The following is a 22,904-nucleotide window of genomic DNA, read 5'->3' as shown; positions in this document are numbered from 1 at the left end:
CTATAATTTCTCAATTTGCACTAAGTTGGAATGTTGCGGATTGCCTTTCGCTAATGGCGATGGGCGTTGTGCAGTAAGGACATTAATACAACCTGAATAATCCACACCATTTTTATCTGGTGCATACCAAGCACCTTCACTTAATGCCACGACTCCTGGAATAATACGAGGGGTAACTTTAGCATTAATACGCACTTCGCCACGATCATTAAAGATACGAACTAATTCCCCGTTTTGAATTCCTCTCGCTTGTGCATCAATTGGATTAATCCAAATCTCTTGCGGATTTGCTTCTTTGAGAACATCAACATTACCGTAAGTCGAGTGAGTACGAGCTTTATAATGGAAACCAGAAAGTTGTAACGGATATTTTTGCATTAACGGATCACCATAATGCTCAAAGCTATCGGTATGAATTGGTAACGGATGAATCACTTCATCTTTTTCCAATTTCCAAGTACGAGCAATTTCCGCTAAACGAGAGGAATAGATTTCAATTTTGCCTGATGGGGTTTTTAATGGATTGGCTTCAGGGTTATTTCTGAAATCTTTATAAGCAATATAGAAACCTTTTGGATCCACTTTTTTGAAGATTCCTTGTTGTCTAAATTCTTCAAAGGTTGGAAGCTCAGGTAATTTTTGGCGGGACTGTTCATAAATATGGCGTAACCATTGTTCTTGAGTTCTGCCTTCCGTAAATTGTTCTTTTACACCCAGTTTTTCAGCTAAATCACTTAACATATCGTAGATATTACGACACTCAAATGAAGGCTTAACTACTTGATCGGCAAAAATAACATAGTTCATATTGGCGACATAAGCATCTAAACAGAAATCCATCTGTTCTGAAGTCATACAATCCGGTAATAAAATATCACTATATTTCGCAGTTGAAGTCATATGGTTATCAATCGTAATGATTAATTCACATTTAGACTCATCTTGTAGAATTTCGTGGGTACGATTGATTTCAGCATGTTGGTTAATTAAGCAGTTACTTGCATAATTCCAAATGACTTTAATTGGTGCGGATAATTTTTCAACACCCTGAATGCCGTCTGTGGTTGCGGTCATCTCTGGACCACGAACAATCGCATCCGTCCATAAGAACATTGGGATACTTGCTTGCACAGGGTTAGTTAAAGTAGGCATTCTTACAAACGGTATTCCATAAGCACTTTCTCTTGCTCCAGTATTACCGCCACTAATACCAACATTGCCGGTTAAAATCGGTAACATAGCAATCGCACGAGAAATTAACTCTCCATTACTACGGCGTTGAGGTCCCCAACCTTGAGAAATATAAGCTGGTTTGGTTTGACCAATCTCACGAGCTAATTTGATAATACGATCAACCGGGATACCGGTAATTTTAGACGCCCATTCAGGTGTTTTAGCAATGCCATCATCGCCTTGACCTAAAATATAAGCTTTATAATGACCATTTTTAGGTGCATCTGACGGTAATGTTTTTTCATCATAGCCAACGCAATACTTATCTAAAAATGCCTGATCGACCATATTTTCGGTAATTAATACATAAGCAAGTGCAGATACTAACGCCGCATCAGTTCCTGGACGAATAGGAATCCATTCATCCTCTTTACCTACACCTGTATCTGTATAACGAGGGTCAATGATAATCACCTTCGCATTTGATTTCGCTTTAGCTTGTTCAAAACAATAGGTTAAACCACCGCCACTCATACGAGTTTCTGCAGGGTTATTACCGAAAAGAACGATGAGTTTTGTGTTTTCAATATCAGCTAAGCCGTTACCTAATGCCCAGCCACCGCCGTAGGTATAATCTAAACCGACCGCAATTTGTGCGGTACTATAGTCGCCATAATGATTTAAATAACCACCGATACAATTCATTAAACGCGCAACTAAAGTCGAACCTGGCGGCCAAGATTTTGTGACGGTTCCGCCTAATGTGCCGGTACCATAGTTGAGATAAATACTTTCATTACCGTATTTCTCAATATTTTTACGTAATGATTGTGCGATTTCCGTTAATGCTTCATCCCAAGAAATCCGTTTAAATTTACCCTCACCGCGTTTACCTACACGTTTCATTGGATATTTCAAACGATCAGGATTATAAACACGGCGACGCATTGAACGACCGCGTAAACAAGCACGAACTTGATGATCAAGATTATAGGTTTCCGTACCGGTATTATCCGTTTCCACATATAAAATTTGATTATCTTTTACATTCATTCTTAACGGACAACGGCTACCACAGTTTACTGTACAAGCACTCCAAACCACTTTTTCATCCTGAGCTTGTTGCCCAGTAACATTATCTTTTGTTTCAGCTTTAGCAACAAAAGGGAGAGCGATACCGCCGGATGCCGCTAATGCGGTCATACTTGCTGATGTTCCTTTTAGGAACCCACGTCTTGTAATTGACATATTCACTCCAAATAAAATTAAAAATAACTCAATAAGGGTATGTCTTGATTCTATAATTACTTTGTAAAGACGATAAGAAAATTTGTGCGGAAATTAGATAAAAGCTGATAAGGATCAATAACTTATGTTAATGATAATGATTTTTATAACAAGGTAGGGATCAGAAAAATAAGCGGTCAACTTTTTGCAAGTTGCTACAAAAATCTAACCGCTTGTTAATGAAGTTAAACGACTAAACTAACTCTGCTCGAGTAGGAATCGAACTTTGTGCGCCCATACGGGTGACGGAAATCGAAGAGGCTTTGTGAGCGAACATTACGGCATCTCGCATTGATTTGCCTTCTAATAAAGCAACCGCCAGTGCGCCGTTAAAGGTATCGCCGGCGGCGGTGGTATCCACCGGTATGACTTTAAAGCCGGCAATGATTTCACCGTTGCCGTTTTCACTTAAAAACGCCCCTTTCGCCCCCAAAGTAATTAATACGGTTTGAATCCCTTTTTGATGGAACACATTCGCCGCTTGTTGGGCGGTTTGTTCATCAACTACTTGAACACCGGTCAGTAAGGCGGTTTCGGTTTCATTTGGGGTAATCATATCGATATTCGCTAAAACTTCGTCCGAGAGCGGCTGTGCCGGTGCAGGATTTAAAATCACTTGGGTGTGGTGAGCTTTCGCAATTTTTAGAGCCTTTTCGACCGCTTGTAACGGCGTTTCGAGCTGAACCAGTAAGCAATCTGCGTTCTCTATCGTGGCTTTGTGTTGTGCCACTACGCTTTCATCTAGCTTTGCATTCGCACCGGCGGAAATAACAATGCTGTTTTCGCCTGAATCCGCCACTTGAATCATCGCAATGCCGGTCATTTGATCAGCCACTTCAACAATGTGTTCGGGATTAATGCCGTCTTGTACAAACGCTTGTTTCATCGCTCGCCCAATATCATCAGCGCCGATACAAGCGATAAAATCCACATCAACTAATGATGTATCTCGTACACGAGCCGCAGCTACCGCTTGGTTCGCACCTTTGCCACCATAAGCGATGTGATAATTGCCGCCTTTCAGCGTTTCGCCCGCTTTCGGGAAATAAGGGACTCGAATAACATGATCCGCATTTACGCTGCCTAACACACAAAGTTTTTTCATAATTACCTCAAACCGACCTCAAACAAACCTAGCGATGCCGGAACCGTCAAAATAACGGTTCCGGAGCCAAAATTACTGACTAATCACTTTTAACGGTACTGGGATTTTCGCTTCGACTTTTTCACCTTTAAGCAATTTATCCGCTGTTTCTACGCCTAACTCACCGATTTTATCCGGTTGTTGTGCGATAGTTGCCGCCAGTTTGCCGCCTTTTACCGCTTTCACTGCATCATCCGTACCGTCAAAGCCGACAACGATAATATCTTTACCTGCCGCTTTTACCGCACGTAATGCACCTAATGCCATTTCATCATTTTGAGCGAAAATCGCTTTAGCTGCACCGTGACTTGCCAGTAAGTTTTCAGTTACGTTTAAGCCTTTAGTACGGTCAAAATCTGCCGGTTGGCTGGCTAATACTTCAAATTGATTTGCCGCTACCGCTTGTTTAAAGCCTTCGCCACGTTCACGTGCTGCTGATGTGCCGGCAATCCCTTCTAATTGGATAACTTTGGCATTTTTACCGACTTTCTCTGCGATAAAATCGCCCGCCATTTTACCGCCGGCAACGTTATCGGAAGCGATGTGGCTCACCACTTCACCTTTATTCGCACCACGGTCTAAAGTAATGACAGGAATATTTTTCTTATTCGCAATCGCTACTGCATTACCAACCGCTTCCGAATCAGTCGGGTTGATTAGTAATACTTTCGCACCACGCACCGTGAGATCTTCCACGTTCGCTAATTCTTTCGCCGGGTCATTTTGGGAATCTAACACCACTAATTTGTAACCGAGGTCTTTGGCTTTTTTCTCTGCACCTTCTTTTAAGGTAACGAAGAACGGGTTATCCAGCGTAGAAACCGCTAATGCTAATGTGTCTTGTGCCATTGCTTTTGCACCGAATGCTAAACCTAGAGCAAGGGCTAAAGAAGTTAATTTTTTCATAGAAATCTCCTTTTGAGAGGTAGGTTACGCTTTTTTACGGCCAAGGAAGTTATCCAAAATAACCGCTGCTAAAATTACTAACGCTTTTGCGACAAGCTGATAGTAAGAGTCAATATCTAATAAATTCAACGCATTGCTGAGGAAGCCGATAATTAACGCACCAATTAGTGTGCCGATAATACGACCTTTACCGCCCATTAAACTGGTTCCACCGACCACAACCGCAGCAATCGCATCAAGTTCATAACCGGTACCGGCGGTCGGTTGTGCCGAACCTAAACGAGAGGTGACAATTAAACCTGCTAGTGCTGCTAACACACCGCTAACCGCAAACACAAATAGTTTGATTTTATTCACGTTGATACCAGAAAGTGCAGTTGCCGATTCATTACCGCCAAGCGCATAAATATAACGACCGATACGAGTTTGGGTCAGAATAAACCAGCCGATAGCAAATAAGATAAACATTAACCAAACCGGCACCGGCACACCGAATAATTCGCCGGTACCAATCTCGGCAAAGTAATCGGCATTGTCGGAAAAACCGGTAGAAATCGGGCGACCTTCCATATAAATCATGGTGATACCACGTAATAACAACATAGTGATTAACGTTGCCATAAACGCCTGTACTTTACCGAAGGCAACTAACGCACCGTTTAACAAACCGATTGCCGCACCGAATAGTAATACTGCCGGTACCACTAAATAAATCGAGAGATCTAAACCGATTAAAGTTGCCGCTACCGCTCCGGTTAGTGCTAAGACTGAACCAACCGAAAGGTCAATCCCAGCAATTAAAATCACAAACGTCATACCGATTGCGATAATCGCATTCACTGACGTTTGGCGTAGAATATTCAGTAAGTTATCGACACTAAAAAAATTCGGATTTAAAAATGACACCACCGCAATTAATGCGAGTAATGCAATGATCGAACGTTGTTCTATCAGGAATTTTTTTAGATTAAATGCTTTGTTCATATTGATTCCTTTTGCAAAATTCTTGCTAAATTTGACCGCTTGTAAAAGCGTCTAACTTATTTGCCGATTGCGGCGGATAATAATTTTTCTTGGGTGGCTTCTGTGCGAGAAAACTCGCCACGAATGGCTCCTTCTCGCATTACAATAATGCGATCGGACATCCCTAATACTTCCGGCATATCGCTTGAGACTAAAATAATGCTTAACCCTTCGGCTTTAAATTTGTTGATCAGTTGATAAATTTCTTTTTTCGCCCCTACGTCCACACCTCGGGTCGGTTCATCTAAAATCAACACGTTCGGGCGAGTCATTAAGCCTTTGGCAATCGCCACTTTTTGCTGATTGCCGCCGGATAATTCGCCGATAATCTTATCCGGACTCGGGGTTTTAATATTAAATAAATCGATAAAATCCACCACGGTCATTTTTTCTTTTTCGTGGTTAATACGTCCCCAATTCGACAGATATTCCAAAGCGGTCAGCGACATATTTTCTTTGACCGACATACCTAAAATTAAGCCGTCACCTTTACGGTCTTCAGAAATATACACAATGCCGTTATTTAAGCCGTCTTGGCTGGAGCGATTATTAATCGTTTTGCCGTCTAATAACACTTCGCCGGCGGTTTTCGATAATGCGCCGTACAATACCTTCATCAACTCGGTACGCCCTGCGCCCATCAAACCGGAAACACCTAAAATTTCGCCTTTATGCAATTCAAACGAAACGTTATTCACACCGCTACCTGATAAGTTTTTCACTGACAAACAAACCTCGCCGATCGGATTATCAATATGCGGATATTGATCTTCTAACTTACGCCCAACCATCATCTCAATTAAACGATCTTCGGTTAAATCCGCCACCGTACTTTCACCGATAAATTGACCGTCACGCAATACGGTTACATCATCACAAATTTGGAAGATCTCTTTTAAACGGTGAGAAATATAAACAATGCCTCGTCCTTCCGCTTTGAGTTCTCGAATTACACTAAACAATGCTTCGGTTTCGGTATCGGTCAGCGCATCGGTCGGTTCGTCCATTACAATCACCTGTGATTCAAAACTTAAGGCTTTGGCAATTTCCACCATTTGTAATTCGCCGATCGATAATTCGTTTGCTGCTTGGCGACTGGAATGTTTCACCCCAAGACGTACTAACAAGCGGTCGGACTCTTCATACATTTTACGCCAATCAATACCGCCCCAAGCATTGGTAAATTCACGCCCGAGGAAGATATTTTCCGCAATCGACAAGTTACCCAGAATATTGAGTTCTTGATGAATAATACTTAAACCGGCTTCTTGCGAGGCTTTCGGATTAGCAAAACTGACCGCTTTACCAAGGTATTCAATCGTACCGGCATCCCGTTGATAAATACCGGTCAAAATTTTCATCAGGGTTGATTTGCCCGCACCGTTCTCGCCCATTAATGCCATTGCTCTACCAGCATACACATTCAGGCAAGCATTTTTTAATGCTTGTACACCCGGAAAGGCTTTATCAATCCCCTTGATTTTCAACAAGGTTTTCATATTTTTCTCGCTCTAGAACGGTACGCCTGAGTAAAGAATCACATTCGCATACGGCGAACACTCACCGGTACGCACTACTGCTTTCGCTTGATTACTACGTTGCTTAAATTCACTATGTACCACATATTCAATGTCGATTTGACGACCTTGAGTTTGAGCAAGTTTATTGATCATCTCAAGCAACTGCTGTTCAATAGTCGGATTAGCTTGTTTAATTTCTTCTGCCAATAAAATACGTTCGACAAAGAGTTCAGTTAGCACCACTTCCAAGGTCGATAAAAAACTTGGTACACCTTTAGTCAGGGCTAAATCAACACATTGTTGTTCAGAAGGAATCGGTAAGCCAGCATCACAAATGGCTAAGCCGTCCGTATGCCCTAGGCTGGCAATCACACCGGAAAGTTGTGCATTTAATACCGCTGTTTTTTTCATATTTCCTCCATTTAGGTGATTTTATTTCTCATCGAAACGTTTCGATGAATAAAAAATAGAAAAAATCATCTAAAAAAGCAAATGCTTCTTATCGGATTTGAGAGGTCTATCACAAATTTTTTAAAAAGAACGGCGAACAACAAGTTCGGGGGTAAGTTCGATTTCTTGATAGGCTTTGTCCGGCTGATGAATACGGGCGATTAACTGTTCCACCGCATTTTTTGCCAAACGGGCTTTGGGCTGATGAATGGTGGAAAGTGGCGGTGCGAGATATTGTGCTAATTCGATATTATCGTAACCGATCACCGCAATATCTTGCGGAATACGTAAACCGGCTTGCCAAGCGGCTTGATATACGCCGATTGCAATACTATCGCTCATCGCAAAAATCGCTTGAGGGCGAGAACTAGCATTAAGTAATTGACTGGCACACGCTAAACCGGCTTGGTAATCAAAGCGACCTTCCACAATCCATTCTGGGTGAATTGGTAAATTTGCCTCTAAAATCGCCCGCTTGTAGCCTTGTAAACGGTTTAAAGTATGGGATTTCGATTGTTCGCCGGTAATCACCGCAATCTCGCGATAGCCGGCATCAATTAACGCTTTTGTCGCAAGATAGCCGCCTAATTCTGAATTTTCATGCACTTTGTCCGCATTTAACGCCTGTTGCCACCAGTCAATCACCACTATTGGCAAGTGAATATTTGCCATCACACTTTCGTCCAAATCTTGCGGTTCGGAACACATCAATAATAAACCGTCCACTTGCTTACGTAACAAGCGGTCTAAATGTTGTTCCAAATTGGCACTATTACCATCGGTATTAACCAAAATTAAATGATAATTATGACGTTCGCAATAACGCTCCACGTGACGTACCACTTCCGCAAAAAATGGGTTACTACTGGTGGTAACTAACATACCAATTGTGTTGGTTTCTTTTACTTTCAGGCTGCGAGCTACCAATGAAGGCGTGTAATTAAGTTCCGCAACTACTTTTTCAATCCTCTGACGAATTTCGTCACTCACAAAACGTGAGTTATTGATCACGTGGGAAACGGTAGAAGTGGAAACGCCCGCAATACGAGCTATATCTTTCATGGTTGCCATAAAATTGCCTTTATAGGTGTTTACAAAATAGGTTTTAGCAAAATTTTGCTAAAATCTTACCGCTTGTTATTTTGCAAATAAAACATAAAATCATACTTTCCGTTAAAATAGCGACATACTTCACAAAATTTCACATTATGAGCAAACATAAACGTCCAACTTTACAAGATATTGCTGAACATTTAGGCCTTACTAAAATGACCATCAGTCGCTATTTACGTAATCCCTCCTCGGTTGCCGAAGAGACCGGTAAACGAATCGCCGTTGCGATTGAACAATTCGGTTATATTCCGAATCGTGCGCCGGATATTCTGTCTAATGCCAAAAGTAAAGCGATTGGCGTGTTGCTGCCGTCTTTAACCAACCAAGTTTTTGCCGATGTGCTAAAAGGGATTGAGAGCGTAACCGATGCCGCCGGTTATCAAACCATGCTCGCCCACTACGGCTATAGCGAACAAAAAGAAGAACAACGCATTGAATCTCTCCTTTCTTATCATGTGGACGGCTTAATTTTATCGGAAAATCACCATAGTGAACGTACGCTTAAAATGTTAAGTGTTGCGAAAATTCCGGTGGTTGAAATCATGGATATTAGTGAACAAGGACAACAACAAGCGGTCGGTTTTGACAATATTTTTGCAGCTCAAGCGATGGTTGAAACCATGATTAATCGAGGTTGTCGCCAAGTGGTCTATTTTTCGGCAAGAATGGATAAACGTACTCGTTTAAAAATGCGTGGTTACGAACTTGCCATGCAAAAGCATAAACTAACGCCTTATACTATTGCCACTGAAGAATCCTCTTCATTTACGTTGGGTGCGCGTCAATTACACATTGCGTTAGAAAAATATCCGAATATCGATGGTATTTTCTGCACCAATGACGATTTAGCCATCGGTGCATTGTTTGAATGTCAACGTTTAGGCATTAAAGTGCCGCAACAAATTGCGATTGCAGGCTTTCACGGACACGATGTTGGTCAATCAATAACACCTCAACTTGCAAGTGTCATTACCCCTCGCTTTGAAATCGGCAAAGTTGCCGCCGAACAATTATTAAGCAGTCTAAATGGCGGTAATATTCAAGACGAAGTTATCAATCTTGGCTATAAAATTCATATTGGCGAAACAGTTTAAACAATAAAAAAGCGGTTAAATGTTGCGAAAAACTCACAAAAAATAACCGCTTGCTACTCAACATTCCATTCTATTTATCATTGTGCTTGAATTGCCTGTACGCACAATTGCACAACATTTTCAAAACTGCCACTAATATCAATCGAAATCACATCAGGCTCGTCCGCCTGTGGCACTTCTAACGTATCAAACTGGCTTTTCAGCATTTCTGTTTTCATAAAATGCCCTTTGCGTTTTTTCATGCGTTCTAAAATAAGCTCAAATGAACCGTGTAAATGAATAAACATCACCTTTTGATTGCCTTGGCGAATTTGATCACGATATTTCTTTTTCAATGCCGAACAAACAATAATGCCGATTTCATTTTTTTGTTCTAAACTAAAGGCGGCATCATTAATCCGTTCCAACCAAGGGAAACGATCCTCGTCATTAAGAGGTTGCCCCTGTCCCATCTTGAGGATATTTGCTCTCGGATGTAAATCATCGCCATCAATCAATTTAATGCCTAAACGGCGAGCCACTTCACTCCCTATTGTGGTTTTACCGGTGCTTGAAACACCCATTAAAATAAAACTTTGACCAGATTTCATTTGAGCTTCCTCCTATTTCCCCTCAACATAACAGATTTTGCCACTTGATGTTACAGGTAACATTTAATTTTGTGACATAGATCTCATTTTCAAAATTAATTCTAACAATCTATTTACATCGCAAACGTTTAAATTTATGTTACCAGTAACAATTTAATACTTCTGTTCGAGGTTCTTATGTTAATTTTCATTATGGCGGTTGCAATCATTGCACTGTTAATATTGATTATAAAATTTAAAGTACATGCGTTTGTTGCATTGCTAATTGTCAGTTTACTAACCGCATTGGCGGCTGGTATTCCAGTCGATAAAATTCTACCAACCTTATTAACTGGCTTCGGAAATACGCTAGCTTCCGTTGCTTTACTTGTTGGTTTAGGCGCAATGATTGGTCGCTTATTAGAGATTACAGGTGGCGCAAAAGTATTAGCCGATACGCTAATTAATAAATTCGGTAAGCAAAAAGCACCGTTTGCATTAGGTGTCGCAGCATTACTTTTCGGTTTCCCAATTTTCTTCGATGCCGGTTTAGTTGTAATGTTACCGATTGTCTTTAGCGTAGCAAAACAATTTGGTGGTTCAGTACTACGTTATGCGTTTCCAGTTGCCGGTGCATTTGCAGTAATGCACGCATTTCTACCGCCACATCCGGGTCCGGTTGCTTCCGGTGATTTACTTGGGGTAAATATGGGATTGATGGTCATTGTCGGATTAATCTGTGCCATTCCGACTTGGTATATTGGTACATATTTATTTAGTATGTTTATCAGTAAACGGGTTCACGTGGAGTTACCGAAAGCATTTTTAAATGCAGCGGCAATTAGTGAAACTTCGGTACAAGCACCACCTTCATTTAGACGTGTCTTATTTATTTTAGTATTACCGATCTTCTTAATTTTATTTGATACCGGTTTAAATACCTTAAGCGTGGCAAAAGTGATTGATGGTTCAGAACTTTGGGTACAAAGCCTGCGTTTAATCGGTAAAACACCAGTCGCGTTATTAATTACCTTATTACTAGCGATTATGTTATTACGTGGTGAGCGTAGTTACGAACAAATCGAAAGTTTATGTAACAATGCGTTAGGCCCGATTTGCTCGATTATTTTGGTAACCGGTGCAGGCGGTATGTTTGGTGGCGTATTACGTGCCAGTGGTATCGGTGATGTGTTATCTTCAATGCTTTCAGATACCGGTATGCCAATTATTGTGGCGGCGTTTATCATTGCGGTGGCAATGCGAGTTGCACAAGGTTCGGCTACTGTGGCATTAACTACCGCAGCAGCCTTAATTGCACCGAGTGTCGCTGCTTCAACCGATTTAAGCCAGTTTGACCTGTGCTTTATCGTGATTGCGATTGCCTCCGGTGCGACCGTCCTTTCTCACGTGAATGATTCCGGTTTCTGGTTAATGAGCCGTTTCTTAGAAATGGATACTAAAACCACTTTAAAAACGTGGACAGCGTTAGAAACTTCGATTGGTGTAGTTGGCTTTATCATTGCTTTAATTGGTAGTATTTTATTATAAGCCATTCATCAATATCCTTATCTAGCCCCTTAGTACAACTGACTGAGGGGCTTTTTTTATGATCTAGATCTATTAATCCTCACATTCTTTATAAAGCATTTGCCAACAAGCAACCGTTTGCATATTCTCGCACAGAATGCTAAAGCGATTTAGCAAAAACACTTTGGACATAAAAATCACAGAGGTGAAAAATGGTGCATTTGATCATTGCCGCTCACGGCAAATTAGCCCTTGAGTTGGTTAATTCCGCACAAATGGTATATGGAGAAACGGATAATGTTCATCCGGTTATCTTTGTGCCAGGAGAAGGTCAAGATACGTTAGTCGAAAAATATGAAGCGATTATTGCAACGCTCCAACCTACCGACAGCGTGCTATTCTTGGTCGATTTATTTGGTGGTAGTCCGTACAATGCGGCGGCTCGAGTTGTAACAAAACGTCCGCAAGACGATATTGTTACCGGTACAAACTTACCTATGTTACTTGAAGTGATTGACGCTTCAGCCGATGCAAAAACGGCAACCGAACTGGCAGCAACGGCAAAAGAAGTCGGGCACTTAAGTGTAAAAACTTTTCATAATCCTGAGCCAGCCGCTCCGGTTTCACAGCCAGAAACGGCTTCCGAAGAATCCTCTTCTCTTCCAGCAAACTATGATCCAAATGGTCGTATGAATATTTCATTAATGCGTATCGACAGCCGTTTAATCCATGGTCAAGTGATGACATCTTGGGCGAAAACGGTGAAATGCGAAGCGATTTTTGCGATCAGTGATGAAGTGGCAAATGATGATATTCGCCGTGAGCTGTTGCTACAAATTGTTCCTGAACATTTAAAAGGTTATGTGATTACGGTCGATAAAGCGATCAAAGTTTGGCATAACCCTAAATACGCTGGTAAAAACATCATTTGGCTCGTTACCAATCCGTCAGATATCGTTCGCTTAATTGAAGGCGGCGTGAACATTAAAAATGTCAATGTCGGCGGTATGACGTTCCGTGAAGGCGATAAACTTATCTCTCAAGCGGTGGCGATTAACCAAACCGATTTAGCTGCATTCTACAAACTTCTCGAGTTAGGTGTAGATATGTCGTTACAACAAGTGGCGGCAAACAAAAAAGAACCGCTTGATAAAACACGTCTTGATGCAATCAAATTCTAATTAAGGATTTTCTTATGACTAGTATTGAAATTATTTTAGTAACCTTAGTTGCCGCAATTTGCGGTATGGGTTCTGTACTTGATGAACGCCAAACTCACCGCCCGCTTGTAGCTTGTACCTTAATCGGTTGGGTGTTAGGTGACTTGCAAACCGGTATTATCGTGGGCGGTACACTAGAAATGTTAGCCTTAGGCTGGATGAACGTTGGTGCGGCAATGGCACCGGATGCAGCATTGGCATCTGTGATTGCGGCAATCTTAGTAATCAAAGGCGGACAAGATAAAGGTACGGCAATTGCAATCGCTATTCCTGTTGCAGCGGCAGGTCAGGTATTAACCATTTTCGTGCGTACTTTAACCATCTTCTTACAACATAAAGCGGATAAATTTGCTGAACAAGCTAACTTCCGTGGAATTGAGTTCTGCCACTTTGCCGGTCTTTCTCTACAAGCATTACGTGTGGCGATTCCAACTTTCTTTGTAGCACTTGTGGCAGGCACTGATACAGTAACCGAAGCATTAAATGCTATTCCAGAAGTGATTACTCGTGGCTTACAAGTCGCAGGTGGTTTTATCGTAGTGGTAGGTTATGCGATGGTCATCAATATGATGCGTGCTGGTGCGTTAATGCCATTCTTCTTTATGGGCTTTGTGATTGCATCATTCTCAAACTACAACTTAGTCGGTCTTGGTTTCTTAGGTGCGTGTTTAGCAATGCTTTACATCCAATTAAACCCACAATTTAACCAATCGGTAGCTGCACCTCGTACTACGAAAAAATTAGCAGATAACGAGTTAGAAGGTCTATAAGGAGCAAATTATGTCAGAGAAAAAACAACTTACCAGTGCGGATATTCGTGCGACTTATTGGCGTTCAACTTTCCTCTTAGGTTCATTTAACTTTGAACGTATGCAATCAATGGGCTTCTGCGTATCAATGATCCCAACGATTAAACGTCTTTACAGCCGTAAAGAAGATCAAGCAGCGGCTTTAAAACGCCACTTAGAGTTTTTCAATACGCAACCTTGGGTCGGTTCGGCAATTATGGGCGTAACCGCAGCGATGGAACAAGAACGTGCGAACGGTGCCGAGATTGACGATGCGGCAATTAGTGGGGTAAAAGTCGGTTTAATGGGGCCACTTGCCGGTGTCGGCGACCCGATTTTCTGGGGGACATTACGTCCGGTATTAGCCGCACTGGGTGCTGGTTTAGCGATTAGCGGTAGCCTATTAGGCCCATTATTATTCTTTATCGGCATTAACCTTTGCCGTGCGCTTACCCGTTGGTACGGCTTTAAATACGGCTATCAAAAAGGGACGGAAATCGTTTCGGATATGGGTGGCGGACGTCTGCAAAAAGTAACGCAAGGCGCTTCTATTCTCGGCTTATTTGTGATGGGTTCCTTGGTGTCGAAGTGGACCAGTATCAATATACCGTTTGAGCTTTCTCGTTATAAAAATGCAATGGGCGAAGAAGTGGTTACTACCGTGCAAAGCGTGCTTAACGACTTATTACCGGGTTTAGCAGCATTATTGCTAACCTTCTTATGTATGTGGTTATTACGTAAGAAAGTGAATGCGATGTACATTATCTTCGGCTTATTCGGAGTGGGGATTTTAGGTTATTGGTTAGGTATCTTAGCTTAATCTACCCATACAAATCATTCCCCCCTCTTTATCCTAGAGGGGGTATTTTTTTATAATACAAGCGGTCAAATTTACAGGAAATTTTGCAATGGATTTAAAAAAAACTCTCAAAGCCCCCGAACAGCCCTACATTAAAAATAGCTCAATGCTAGTTACTGCATTGTTTATTATTGCCGGCGTTTTATATTACCCGACTGACGGCTACGGATCGGTAATTGCACTTGCATTAGCGATTATTGTGATGTTCGGGCAAAAGATGTTAATTAGTCAAACTCGTAAATATTTTACCGAGATGTATGCGGCAAAACAGCAATATGAACAAACCCAAAACAAAGATTATTTAGAATTTATCCGCTTACGTGGTACACAAATGCTAAACGATAACAAAGTACTGTCGGAACAAGCTAAAAATGAAATTAATGCTTTGCTTAAATTTGTAAGCGATTCGACCAAATCAGAGTAGTAAATATGTCAGAAAATTTAACCGCTTGCCCATGTCAATCAGGCAAACCTTATGCAGAATGTTGCCAGCCGTTTCATCTAAAACATGCTATTCCGACAACCGCAGAACAGTTGATGCGTTCCCGTTATTCAGCTTATACTTTGGTCAATATTGATTACATTGTCGATACAACTGTCCCTAGCCAGCAGAAATTTTTAAATCGAGATGCAATGAAATCATGGGGAGAAACGACTCAATGGGCAGGATTAGAAATCCTTGCACATAAACCGAATATCAGTAAATTACACAGCTTAGTTGAATTTAAAGCCCTCTTTAAGACGGAAAATGGTATTGAAGCTCATCATGAATTATCAGTGTTTGTACAAGTAAATAACCGTTGGTATTTCGTTGATCCAACTGTCCCTCTCCCTTCTCAAAAACAAAATTGTGTATGTGGTTCAGGTAAAAAATTTAAACATTGTTGCGGAGCCTATTTATCATAGTACAAGCGGTCATTTTGTTGCCTAATTTTACGCAAAAATGATCGCTTACGTCTTCCATTCTAAAACAATTCCTCCCTTTTACAACATTTTGCTCATTATTATTCCATTTAGTTATTTGAAGCCAAGATTAATTTCTCTAATAATTCGTTCAAACAAAGCTTAATACATTTTATCTATTAATTTTCTCCCATTAAGAGGATTCCTACTATGTTAAAAAAATTATCTATCATTGCAGTATCTGCTATTGCGTTAGCAACTTCAGCAACTTCATTTGCAAAAGAAACATTACTCGACCGAATTAATGCGAAAGGTACCATTACAGTCGGTACTGAAGGCACTTATGCGCCATTTACCTATCACGACGCAAGCGGTAAATTAACCGGTTATGATGTGGAAGTAACACGTGCGGTAGCAGAAAAATTAGGCGTGAAAGTTGATTTTAAAGAAACCCAATGGGATGCTATGTTGGCAGGTCTAAAAGCGGATCGTTTCGATTTAGTCGCAAACCAAGTGGGGTTAACGACTCCGGAACGTCAAGCGACTTTTGATAAATCAGCCGCTTATAGCTGGTCTGGTGCTGCATTAGTTGTGCGTAATGACGAACAGAAAATCAAGCAGGCATCAGATGTAAAAGGTGTTAAAACCGCACAAACTTTAAGTTCAAACTACGGTGAGTTAGCACGTGATAATGGTGCGAATATCGTTCCGATTGATGGTATGGCACAAGGTTTATTATTGATTCAACAAAAACGTGCTGATGCAACATTTAACGACAACTTAGCGTTATTAGATTACCTCAAGAAAAATCCAAAATCAGGTTTAAAAATTGTTTGGGAATCTCCTGAAAAAGTCGGCGCAGGCTTTATTGCAAATAAAGGCAACCAAGAAGCATTAGATAAACTTAGCACTGCGATTAACGAATTACACAAAGACGGCACACTGAAAAAATTAGGTGAACAATTCTTCGGTCGTGACATTAGCGTCAAATAAGATTAACGAAAAGCCTCGGTACTTCCGAGGCTTTCTACTATGTGTTCAGATGAAACACTTCATTTAAGATTAATGCAATACCATCATCATTGTTTGAGGCGGTAATACGCTTCGCAACTGCTTTGACCTCATCCGGCGCATTTCCCATCGCAATACTTAATCCTGCATACTGCAACATATCTAAATCATTAAAATTGTCACCAAAAGCAATGATCTGTTCTTGAGTTACATTTAATCGTTGTTGCATAAAACGGATAGCCGCCGATTTTGTCGCTTGCTTATTCATAATTTCTAAATATTCATTTTTAGATCGATGAATAGAAAGATGCGGTAAATGCTGTTTTAAGAAGATTTCCAGTGACTGAATTTGGTTCGCCTCGCCCATTACTAAAATTTTATGTACATTAGTTAAATTCTGTGGCTTTTTGACCGCTTTTAGACCGGTAATTTCAGCTTCCTGCAGTGTCCACGGATTACTCAAATCATTACTAAACCAATCAATTCCTGAATAATGATTAATCGAAAGAAACGGAAAATCCACCAGTAGTTGATCTAATTTTTCGAGATCCCTAGCATCAATAGACACACTATATAACAGTTTAAGATCTTGATCTAAGATTAACGCCCCACTATAACAGATGATCTCATGTTTACTTTGAAGTTGCTTTGTATAAGGTGTAATAGCAAGTGGAGGACGAGCAGAAACAGGAATAAATGGAATATGCTTTTGTAGCAAAGAATGTATCGCTTGCTGAGTATGAGGTGTAATTTGATGCTGGTTATTTAATAAAGTACCATCGATATCACTAAAAACGGCTAAATACTGATATGTTTCCATGATTTTTCTCCGTAATTTTTCTAGTTAATAAAATATATCATACGTGATTTTGTTTATTAAATCAGCATAAAAACATTATTTTCTTATGTGGATAAGTTATGTGTTTTAGCTAGAATAAGCTGAGATCTATTCAATAATAACTTATTTTAATTCTTCTTATGTGGATAACTATGTTATTTATCCACAAGTAAGATCAACACTGATTTCAGGATCTTTACAAGAATAGATCTTGTCTAACTCATTGATATTATTTGTAAATATATGGTTATCCTCATCACTATCGATTACTAATAATCATAATAATAAAAGATCTTTATATAAAGATCTCTTTTATTATAGGTGATCCTTAGATCGTCATTTAGATCAGCTTGAAGATCTTAAAAATGCCTTTTCACGATCTTATTGTTTTAAGGTAGAATAATGATCTTTCTTTTTTCTCATTTAAAAGATAAAAATATAAAGGCAGATATATGATTTACCATGAAATTTATGATGTAATTGTCGTTGGTGGCGGTCATGCAGGGACAGAGGCTGCATTAGCTCCTGCCCGAATGGGATTAAAAACCCTACTCCTAACACATAATGTAGATACTTTGGGGCAAATGTCTTGTAATCCAGCGATTGGTGGTATCGGTAAAGGACATTTAGTAAAAGAGATCGATGCAATGGGCGGTTTAATGGCAATCGCAACTGACCAAGCAGGGATCCAATTCCGTACTTTAAATAGCTCAAAAGGACCAGCGGTGCGTGCAACTCGTGCACAAGCAGACCGTGTACTTTACCGCCAAATGGTACGTACAGCACTAGAAAATCAGCCAAATTTAGATATTTTCCAACAAGAAGTGGTTGATATTTTAGTTGAAAATAATCGTGCGGTCGGTGCAGTCACTAAAATGGGATTAACCTTTAAAGCACGTTCGGTAGTATTAACTGCAGGTACTTTCCTTGCCGGTAAAATTCATATCGGTTTAGATAACTATGCTGGCGGTCGAGCAGGTGATCCGGCTGCGACAATGCTAGCAGATCGTTTACGTGATCTGAACTTACGTGTTGATCGTCTTAAAACCGGTACACCACCACGTTTGGATGCTCGTACGATCAATTTTGACGTGTTGGCAAAACAGCATGGTGACGCAGATTTGCCGGTAATGTCATTTATGGGCTCAGTTGATCTTCATCCGCGCCAAATCCCTTGCTATATAACGCATACTAATGAACAAACGCACGATTTGATCCGCAATAGTTTAGATCGTAGCCCTATGTACACAGGTATCATTGAAGGGATCGGTCCTCGTTACTGTCCGTCGATCGAAGATAAAGTAATGCGTTTCAGCGATCGTAACAGCCACCAAATTTATCTCGAGCCGGAAGGTTTAAGCACAATTGAAGTTTATCCTAACGGGATTTCAACCAGCTTACCGTTTGACGTACAGATGGGGATCGTAAATTCAATGAAAGGTTTGGAAAACACACGCATTATCAAACCGGGTTATGCAATTGAGTACGATTATTTCGACCCGCGTGATCTAAAACCGACATTGGAAACCAAGGCGATTGAAGGCTTATTCTTTGCCGGTCAGATTAACGGTACTACCGGTTATGAAGAAGCGGCTGCACAAGGTTTGTTAGCGGGTATTAATGCAGCATTACAGGTTCAAGGCAAAGAGGCGTGGTTCCCTACACGTGATCTTGCTTATACCGGTGTATTGGTTGATGACCTTTGTACACTTGGCACAAAAGAACCGTATCGTGTATTTACCTCACGTGCGGAATATCGTTTATTGCTACGTGAAGATAACGCTGATATTCGTTTAACACCTATTGCTCACGAATTAGGCTTGATTGATGACGCTCGTTGGGCGAGATTTAATCAAAAAATGGAAAATATCGAGCGTGAGCGAGAACGTCTAAAACAAATTTGGATTCACCCGCAATCGGAACATTTAGCGGCAGTCAATGAATTTGTAAGTAGTCCGCTTACTCGTGAAGCGAGCGGTGAAGACTTATTACGTCGTCCGGAAGTGACTTATGACAAACTCACGCAAGTCGCGGCATTTGCACCGGCATTGGAAGATAAACAGGCTGTGGAGCAAGTTGAAATCTCGATTAAATACCAAGGTTATATCGAACATCAGCAAAATGAGATTGAACGTCACAAACGTCATGAAAATACCTTAATTCCGGCTGAATTTGATTATGACAAGGTTGAGAGCCTTTCAAACGAAGTACGTGCGAAGCTGATGCAACATCGTCCAGTTTCGATTGGGCAGGCAAGCCGTATTTCAGGTATTACACCGGCTGCGATTTCAATTCTTCTCGTGAATTTGAAAAAGCAAGGTATGCTGAAACGAGGCGAATTATAATTTAGCTGAGGAAGCACGGAATATACGGAAATTAATTCAATGGTTACTTTCAGTGTATTCCGTGTTTTATTGTGTAAACCATAAGGATTTTTGCAAAATGAAACAAAAATTAGACCGCTTGCTAGCGCAGGCGAAAATTAATTTGACCGATCAGCAGAAAGAGCAGTTGGTTGGTTTCGTACGTTTATTAGATAAATGGAATAAAGCTTATAACCTTACTTCTGTGCGTAATCCAGATGAAATGTTGGTGAAGCATATTTTAGACAGTTTAGTGGTAAGCGAATATTTACAGGGCGAAAAGTTTATTGATGTCGGCACCGGACCAGGATTACCAGGTATTCCACTTGCGATTGCAAATCCGGATAAACAATTTGTATTGCTGGATAGCCTTGGTAAACGTATTACCTTTATCAAAAATGCGTTACGTGAGTTAGGTATCACTAATGTAACTCCTGTGCTTTCTCGTGTGGAAGAGTATACGGAACAAACCTTTGACGGGGTATTAAGCCGAGCTTTTGCCAGCTTAAATGATATGGTGGACTGGTGTTACCATTTACCTAATCCTCAGGGTAAGTTTTATGCTCTTAAAGGTATTTTTTCCGATAGTGAAGTACAAGAGATTAAAAAAACGATTAAATTAGAACAAGTCATTCCTCTTTCTGTACCGGAGTTGATAGGCGAACGTAACCTTGTGCTACTGACTAAATACTAGATTTAAAGTGTAAGGTTTTACTTTTTGCTTTATTGAAAAGTCAATTATTTGAGATTCAATTATACGGGCGTATTTAAATCATTCTTTTAGTTAAAAACATACCAATATGTAAATAAAATGTGAATAAGATTATTGAAGGATAGCTCCTTTTTCTTCTATTTTTCTACTAATAATCGCAAAATTAACCTTTTTGTAACAAAATCAGCAAAAAACGCTTTTTTGTGTCGTTTTCATATTTTAATCCATTGTTTTGTATCGTATAATTCTGAATGAGTATTTCATTTTTTACAGGGGCATTAGCCTGGTGAATTAGGAAATTATATGTCTGCTGTAATAAATAAAGCTAAACAACACTATATCAGGGTGCTAAAAACTGAAATTTTACTTCTTTTAATAATTTTCGGTGTTTTTATCGTTTGGAGAGGAATCGATGGTATTTCTTTCATTAGTGGAGCTATATCAAGTTTCCTTCCTCATTGTGTGTTTGTTTATTGGATTTTCTTCAAAAAGACCACAAGAAAACAGGCAAAAATGGCCGATTTTTACCGTGGTGAAGGGATAAAATGGCTAACGGCCATCTTATTAGTGATTTTGTGTTTTAAATTACTTCCTTCTCTTCATATTGTGTTCTTTTTTGTCGGATATTTAGTGGCATTATTTTTAAATAATGTCATTCCATTTATATTAAGTAAAAGTACTCGTTAATTTTTTATTCTAAAAGGATTCATTATGGCTGGAACTACCGCAGAATATATTAGCCACCACTTGAGTTTTTTAGCTTCAGGTGATGGTTTTTGGGCTGTTCATTTAGATACGCTCTTTTTCTCTCTTCTTGCTGGTGTTATTTTCCTTGTTGTATTTTCTAAGGTTGCGAAAAATGCAACTGCGGGAGTACCCGGAAAATTGCAATGTTTAGTGGAAATCATCATTGAATGGGTCGATGGTCTAGTTAAAGATAACTTCCATGGACCTCGTAATGTAATTGCTCCACTTGCACTCACTATTTTCTGCTGGGTATTTATTATGAATGCCATTGACTTAGTTCCAGTAGATTTCCTACCTCAGTTAGCGAATATGTTAGGTATCCATTACCTTCGTGCCGTACCTACAGCTGATATCAGTGCTACATTAGGTATGTCTATTTGCGTATTCTTCTTAATTCTGTTCTATACCGTAAAATCAAAAGGTTTTAGCGGCTTAGTAAAAGAATATACGCTCCATCCGTTTAATCATTGGGCATTTATTCCAGTAAACTTTATCCTTGAAACGGTAACTCTACTTGCAAAACCGATTTCTTTAGCATTCCGTTTATTCGGTAATATGTATGCGGGTGAGCTAATCTTTATCCTGATCGCAGTAATGTATATGGCGGATAACTTTGCATTACAAGCGTTAGGTATTCCATTGCATTTGGTTTGGGCTATTTTCCATATCTTAGTTATTACGCTTCAAGCCTTTATTTTTATGATGCTAACGATTGTTTATTTGAGTATCGCTTATAACAAAGCGGATCATTAAACGAACCTAAAGAGCGGTTAAATTTTCTCAATGTTTTGCAAAAGTTTGATCGCTTGAATTATTTTTATTAACAACAACCTGCCTTCGGGCGAATTCCTCAATCTTAATGGAGAACATTATGGAATCAGTAATCACAGCAACAATTATTGGTGCGTCAATCTTATTAGCTTTCGCTGCTCTTGGTACAGCTATCGGCTTTGCTATCTTAGGTGGTAAATTCTTAGAATCATCTGCTCGCCAACCTGAATTAGCAAGTAGTTTACAAACTAAGATGTTCATCGTGGCAGGTCTTTTAGATGCTATCGCAATGATCGCTGTAGGTATCTCTTTACTTTTCATCTTCGCGAACCCGTTCATTGATTTATTGAAATAAGTCGGGTCTCTCTTTTCCGTTATTCGTTGAATAACTTAACCGACTTTCAGGAGGGCGTTGTGAATTTAAATGCAACACTAATTGGTCAACTTATTGCATTCGCACTATTCGTTGCGTTTTGTATGAAATATGTTTGGCCACCGCTTATTAAAGCGATCGAAGAGCGTCAAGCGAATATCGCTAACGCTTTAGCATCAGCTGAAAAAGCGAAACAAGAACAAGCAGATTCTAAAGCTGCAGCGGATCAAGAAATCCTTAAAGCGAAAGAAGAAGCACAGAAAATTATTGATTTAGCAACTAAACGTCGTAATGAAATTTTAGAATCTGTACAAGCAGAAGCTGAAATTGAACGCCAACGTATTATTGAACAAGGTCGTGCGGAAGTTGAGAGCGAACGCAAGCGTGTTCAAGAAGAACTTCGCCAAAAAGTTGCTGCATTGGCAGTTGTAGGTGCGGAGAAAATTGTTGGTCGTTCTGTTGATCAAGCAGCGAACAATGACATTATTGATAAGCTAGTTGCAGAACTATAAC

The 22,904-nt window shown here is 40.1% G+C and carries 23 protein-coding genes; 14 read left to right on the top strand and 9 right to left on the bottom strand.

Annotation, left to right across the window (positions count from 1 at the left end):
* The 7 genes from NYR60_RS07640 to NYR60_RS07610 all read right to left on the bottom strand — a co-directional run bounded on the left by NYR60_RS07640 (position 1) and on the right by NYR60_RS07610 (position 8,574).
* A complete protein-coding gene (locus NYR60_RS07640) occupies positions 1–2,421 on the bottom strand; it encodes a DMSO/selenate family reductase complex A subunit (protein ID WP_279466509.1) in 2,421 nt (806 codons plus the stop codon).
* Between the two features lie 232 nt (positions 2,422–2,653).
* Entirely contained in the window at positions 2,654–3,565 is a 912-nt protein-coding gene (rbsK, locus tag NYR60_RS07635; protein WP_279466508.1) for a ribokinase, read from the bottom strand.
* A gap of 72 nt (positions 3,566–3,637) precedes the next feature.
* Positions 3,638–4,510, bottom strand: coding sequence for a ribose ABC transporter substrate-binding protein RbsB (gene rbsB, locus NYR60_RS07630; RefSeq protein WP_279437004.1), 873 nt, complete (start codon positions 4,508–4,510; stop codon positions 3,638–3,640).
* 24 nt (positions 4,511–4,534) lie between these two features.
* Entirely contained in the window at positions 4,535–5,494 is a 960-nt protein-coding gene (gene rbsC / locus NYR60_RS07625) for a ribose ABC transporter permease (RefSeq protein ID WP_275218147.1), read from the bottom strand.
* A 56-nt stretch (positions 5,495–5,550) separates the two neighbouring features.
* Positions 5,551–7,032 carry a ribose ABC transporter ATP-binding protein RbsA gene (gene rbsA / locus NYR60_RS07620; RefSeq protein WP_279466507.1) on the bottom strand — a complete coding sequence of 494 codons (1,482 nt, stop codon included), beginning with the start codon at positions 7,030–7,032 and terminating at the stop codon, positions 5,551–5,553.
* Positions 7,033–7,044: 12 nt separating this feature from the next.
* Positions 7,045–7,464: a D-ribose pyranase gene (rbsD, locus tag NYR60_RS07615; protein ID WP_279466506.1), complete on the bottom strand. Its 420-nt coding sequence runs from the start codon at positions 7,462–7,464 to the stop codon at positions 7,045–7,047.
* Between the two features lie 120 nt (positions 7,465–7,584).
* A complete protein-coding gene (locus tag NYR60_RS07610) occupies positions 7,585–8,574 on the bottom strand; it encodes a substrate-binding domain-containing protein (protein WP_279466504.1) in 990 nt (329 codons plus the stop codon).
* 137 nt (positions 8,575–8,711) lie between these two features.
* On the opposite strand from NYR60_RS07610, the gene gntR reads away from it, so the two are divergent.
* Positions 8,712–9,710 (top strand): gluconate operon transcriptional repressor GntR, encoded by a 999-nt coding sequence (gene gntR / locus NYR60_RS07605; protein WP_279466503.1) that lies wholly within the window; start codon positions 8,712–8,714, stop codon positions 9,708–9,710.
* Between the two features lie 77 nt (positions 9,711–9,787).
* Here gntR and NYR60_RS07600 read toward each other — a convergent pair whose 3' ends face one another.
* Positions 9,788–10,300, bottom strand: coding sequence for a gluconokinase (locus NYR60_RS07600; RefSeq protein WP_279466502.1), 513 nt, complete (start codon positions 10,298–10,300; stop codon positions 9,788–9,790).
* A 177-nt stretch (positions 10,301–10,477) separates the two neighbouring features.
* On the opposite strand from NYR60_RS07600, the gene NYR60_RS07595 reads away from it, so the two are divergent.
* From NYR60_RS07595 to NYR60_RS07565, 7 genes are all read left to right on the top strand, one after another.
* Positions 10,478–11,827: a GntP family permease gene (locus tag NYR60_RS07595; protein WP_279466501.1), complete on the top strand. Its 1,350-nt coding sequence runs from the start codon at positions 10,478–10,480 to the stop codon at positions 11,825–11,827.
* Between the two features lie 191 nt (positions 11,828–12,018).
* Positions 12,019–12,987, top strand: a complete 969-nt coding sequence (locus NYR60_RS07590) for a mannose/fructose/sorbose PTS transporter subunit IIA (RefSeq protein ID WP_279466500.1) — start codon at positions 12,019–12,021, stop codon at positions 12,985–12,987.
* 14 nt (positions 12,988–13,001) lie between these two features.
* The gene (locus NYR60_RS07585; RefSeq protein WP_279466499.1) at positions 13,002–13,796 is read left to right on the top strand and encodes a PTS mannose/fructose/sorbose transporter subunit IIC; all 795 of its coding nucleotides are present in this window, start codon (positions 13,002–13,004) and stop codon (positions 13,794–13,796) included.
* A 10-nt stretch (positions 13,797–13,806) separates the two neighbouring features.
* On the top strand, positions 13,807–14,634 hold the full coding sequence (manZ, locus tag NYR60_RS07580; protein ID WP_279466497.1) for a PTS mannose transporter subunit IID: 828 nt from the start codon (positions 13,807–13,809) through the stop codon (positions 14,632–14,634).
* A gap of 88 nt (positions 14,635–14,722) precedes the next feature.
* Positions 14,723–15,097 carry a hypothetical protein gene (locus NYR60_RS07575; protein ID WP_279466495.1) on the top strand — a complete coding sequence of 125 codons (375 nt, stop codon included), beginning with the start codon at positions 14,723–14,725 and terminating at the stop codon, positions 15,095–15,097.
* A gap of 5 nt (positions 15,098–15,102) precedes the next feature.
* Positions 15,103–15,579: a YchJ family protein gene (locus tag NYR60_RS07570; protein WP_279466494.1), complete on the top strand. Its 477-nt coding sequence runs from the start codon at positions 15,103–15,105 to the stop codon at positions 15,577–15,579.
* Between the two features lie 207 nt (positions 15,580–15,786).
* On the top strand, positions 15,787–16,569 hold the full coding sequence (locus NYR60_RS07565; RefSeq protein WP_279466493.1) for an amino acid ABC transporter substrate-binding protein: 783 nt from the start codon (positions 15,787–15,789) through the stop codon (positions 16,567–16,569).
* A gap of 37 nt (positions 16,570–16,606) precedes the next feature.
* Here the strand turns inward: NYR60_RS07565 and NYR60_RS07560 are convergent, their stop codons facing one another.
* Positions 16,607–17,407 (bottom strand): Cof-type HAD-IIB family hydrolase, encoded by an 801-nt coding sequence (locus NYR60_RS07560; protein ID WP_279466492.1) that lies wholly within the window; start codon positions 17,405–17,407, stop codon positions 16,607–16,609.
* Between the two features lie 470 nt (positions 17,408–17,877).
* Between NYR60_RS07560 and mnmG the strand changes: the two genes are divergently transcribed.
* The 6 genes from mnmG to atpF all read left to right on the top strand — a co-directional run bounded on the left by mnmG (position 17,878) and on the right by atpF (position 22,903).
* Positions 17,878–19,770 (top strand): tRNA uridine-5-carboxymethylaminomethyl(34) synthesis enzyme MnmG, encoded by a 1,893-nt coding sequence (gene mnmG, locus NYR60_RS07555; RefSeq protein ID WP_279466491.1) that lies wholly within the window; start codon positions 17,878–17,880, stop codon positions 19,768–19,770.
* A 97-nt stretch (positions 19,771–19,867) separates the two neighbouring features.
* On the top strand, positions 19,868–20,482 hold the full coding sequence (gene rsmG / locus NYR60_RS07550; protein ID WP_279466490.1) for a 16S rRNA (guanine(527)-N(7))-methyltransferase RsmG: 615 nt from the start codon (positions 19,868–19,870) through the stop codon (positions 20,480–20,482).
* Between the two features lie 321 nt (positions 20,483–20,803).
* A complete protein-coding gene (locus NYR60_RS07545; RefSeq protein WP_279466488.1) occupies positions 20,804–21,187 on the top strand; it encodes an ATP synthase subunit I in 384 nt (127 codons plus the stop codon).
* Between the two features lie 24 nt (positions 21,188–21,211).
* The gene (atpB, locus tag NYR60_RS07540) at positions 21,212–22,000 is read left to right on the top strand and encodes a F0F1 ATP synthase subunit A (protein WP_279466487.1); all 789 of its coding nucleotides are present in this window, start codon (positions 21,212–21,214) and stop codon (positions 21,998–22,000) included.
* 118 nt (positions 22,001–22,118) lie between these two features.
* The gene (gene atpE, locus NYR60_RS07535; RefSeq protein ID WP_005599073.1) at positions 22,119–22,373 is read left to right on the top strand and encodes a F0F1 ATP synthase subunit C; all 255 of its coding nucleotides are present in this window, start codon (positions 22,119–22,121) and stop codon (positions 22,371–22,373) included.
* A 59-nt stretch (positions 22,374–22,432) separates the two neighbouring features.
* Positions 22,433–22,903: a F0F1 ATP synthase subunit B gene (gene atpF, locus NYR60_RS07530; RefSeq protein ID WP_279466486.1), complete on the top strand. Its 471-nt coding sequence runs from the start codon at positions 22,433–22,435 to the stop codon at positions 22,901–22,903.
* Position 22,904 lies beyond the last annotated feature (1 nt).

The sequence above is a fragment of the Actinobacillus genomosp. 2 genome (genome assembly GCF_029773605.1).
In the GTDB taxonomy this organism is placed as follows: domain Bacteria; phylum Pseudomonadota; class Gammaproteobacteria; order Enterobacterales; family Pasteurellaceae; genus Actinobacillus.
Note: the sequence above shows the minus strand (reverse complement) of the source record. Positions and strands in the feature narration are given on the sequence as shown.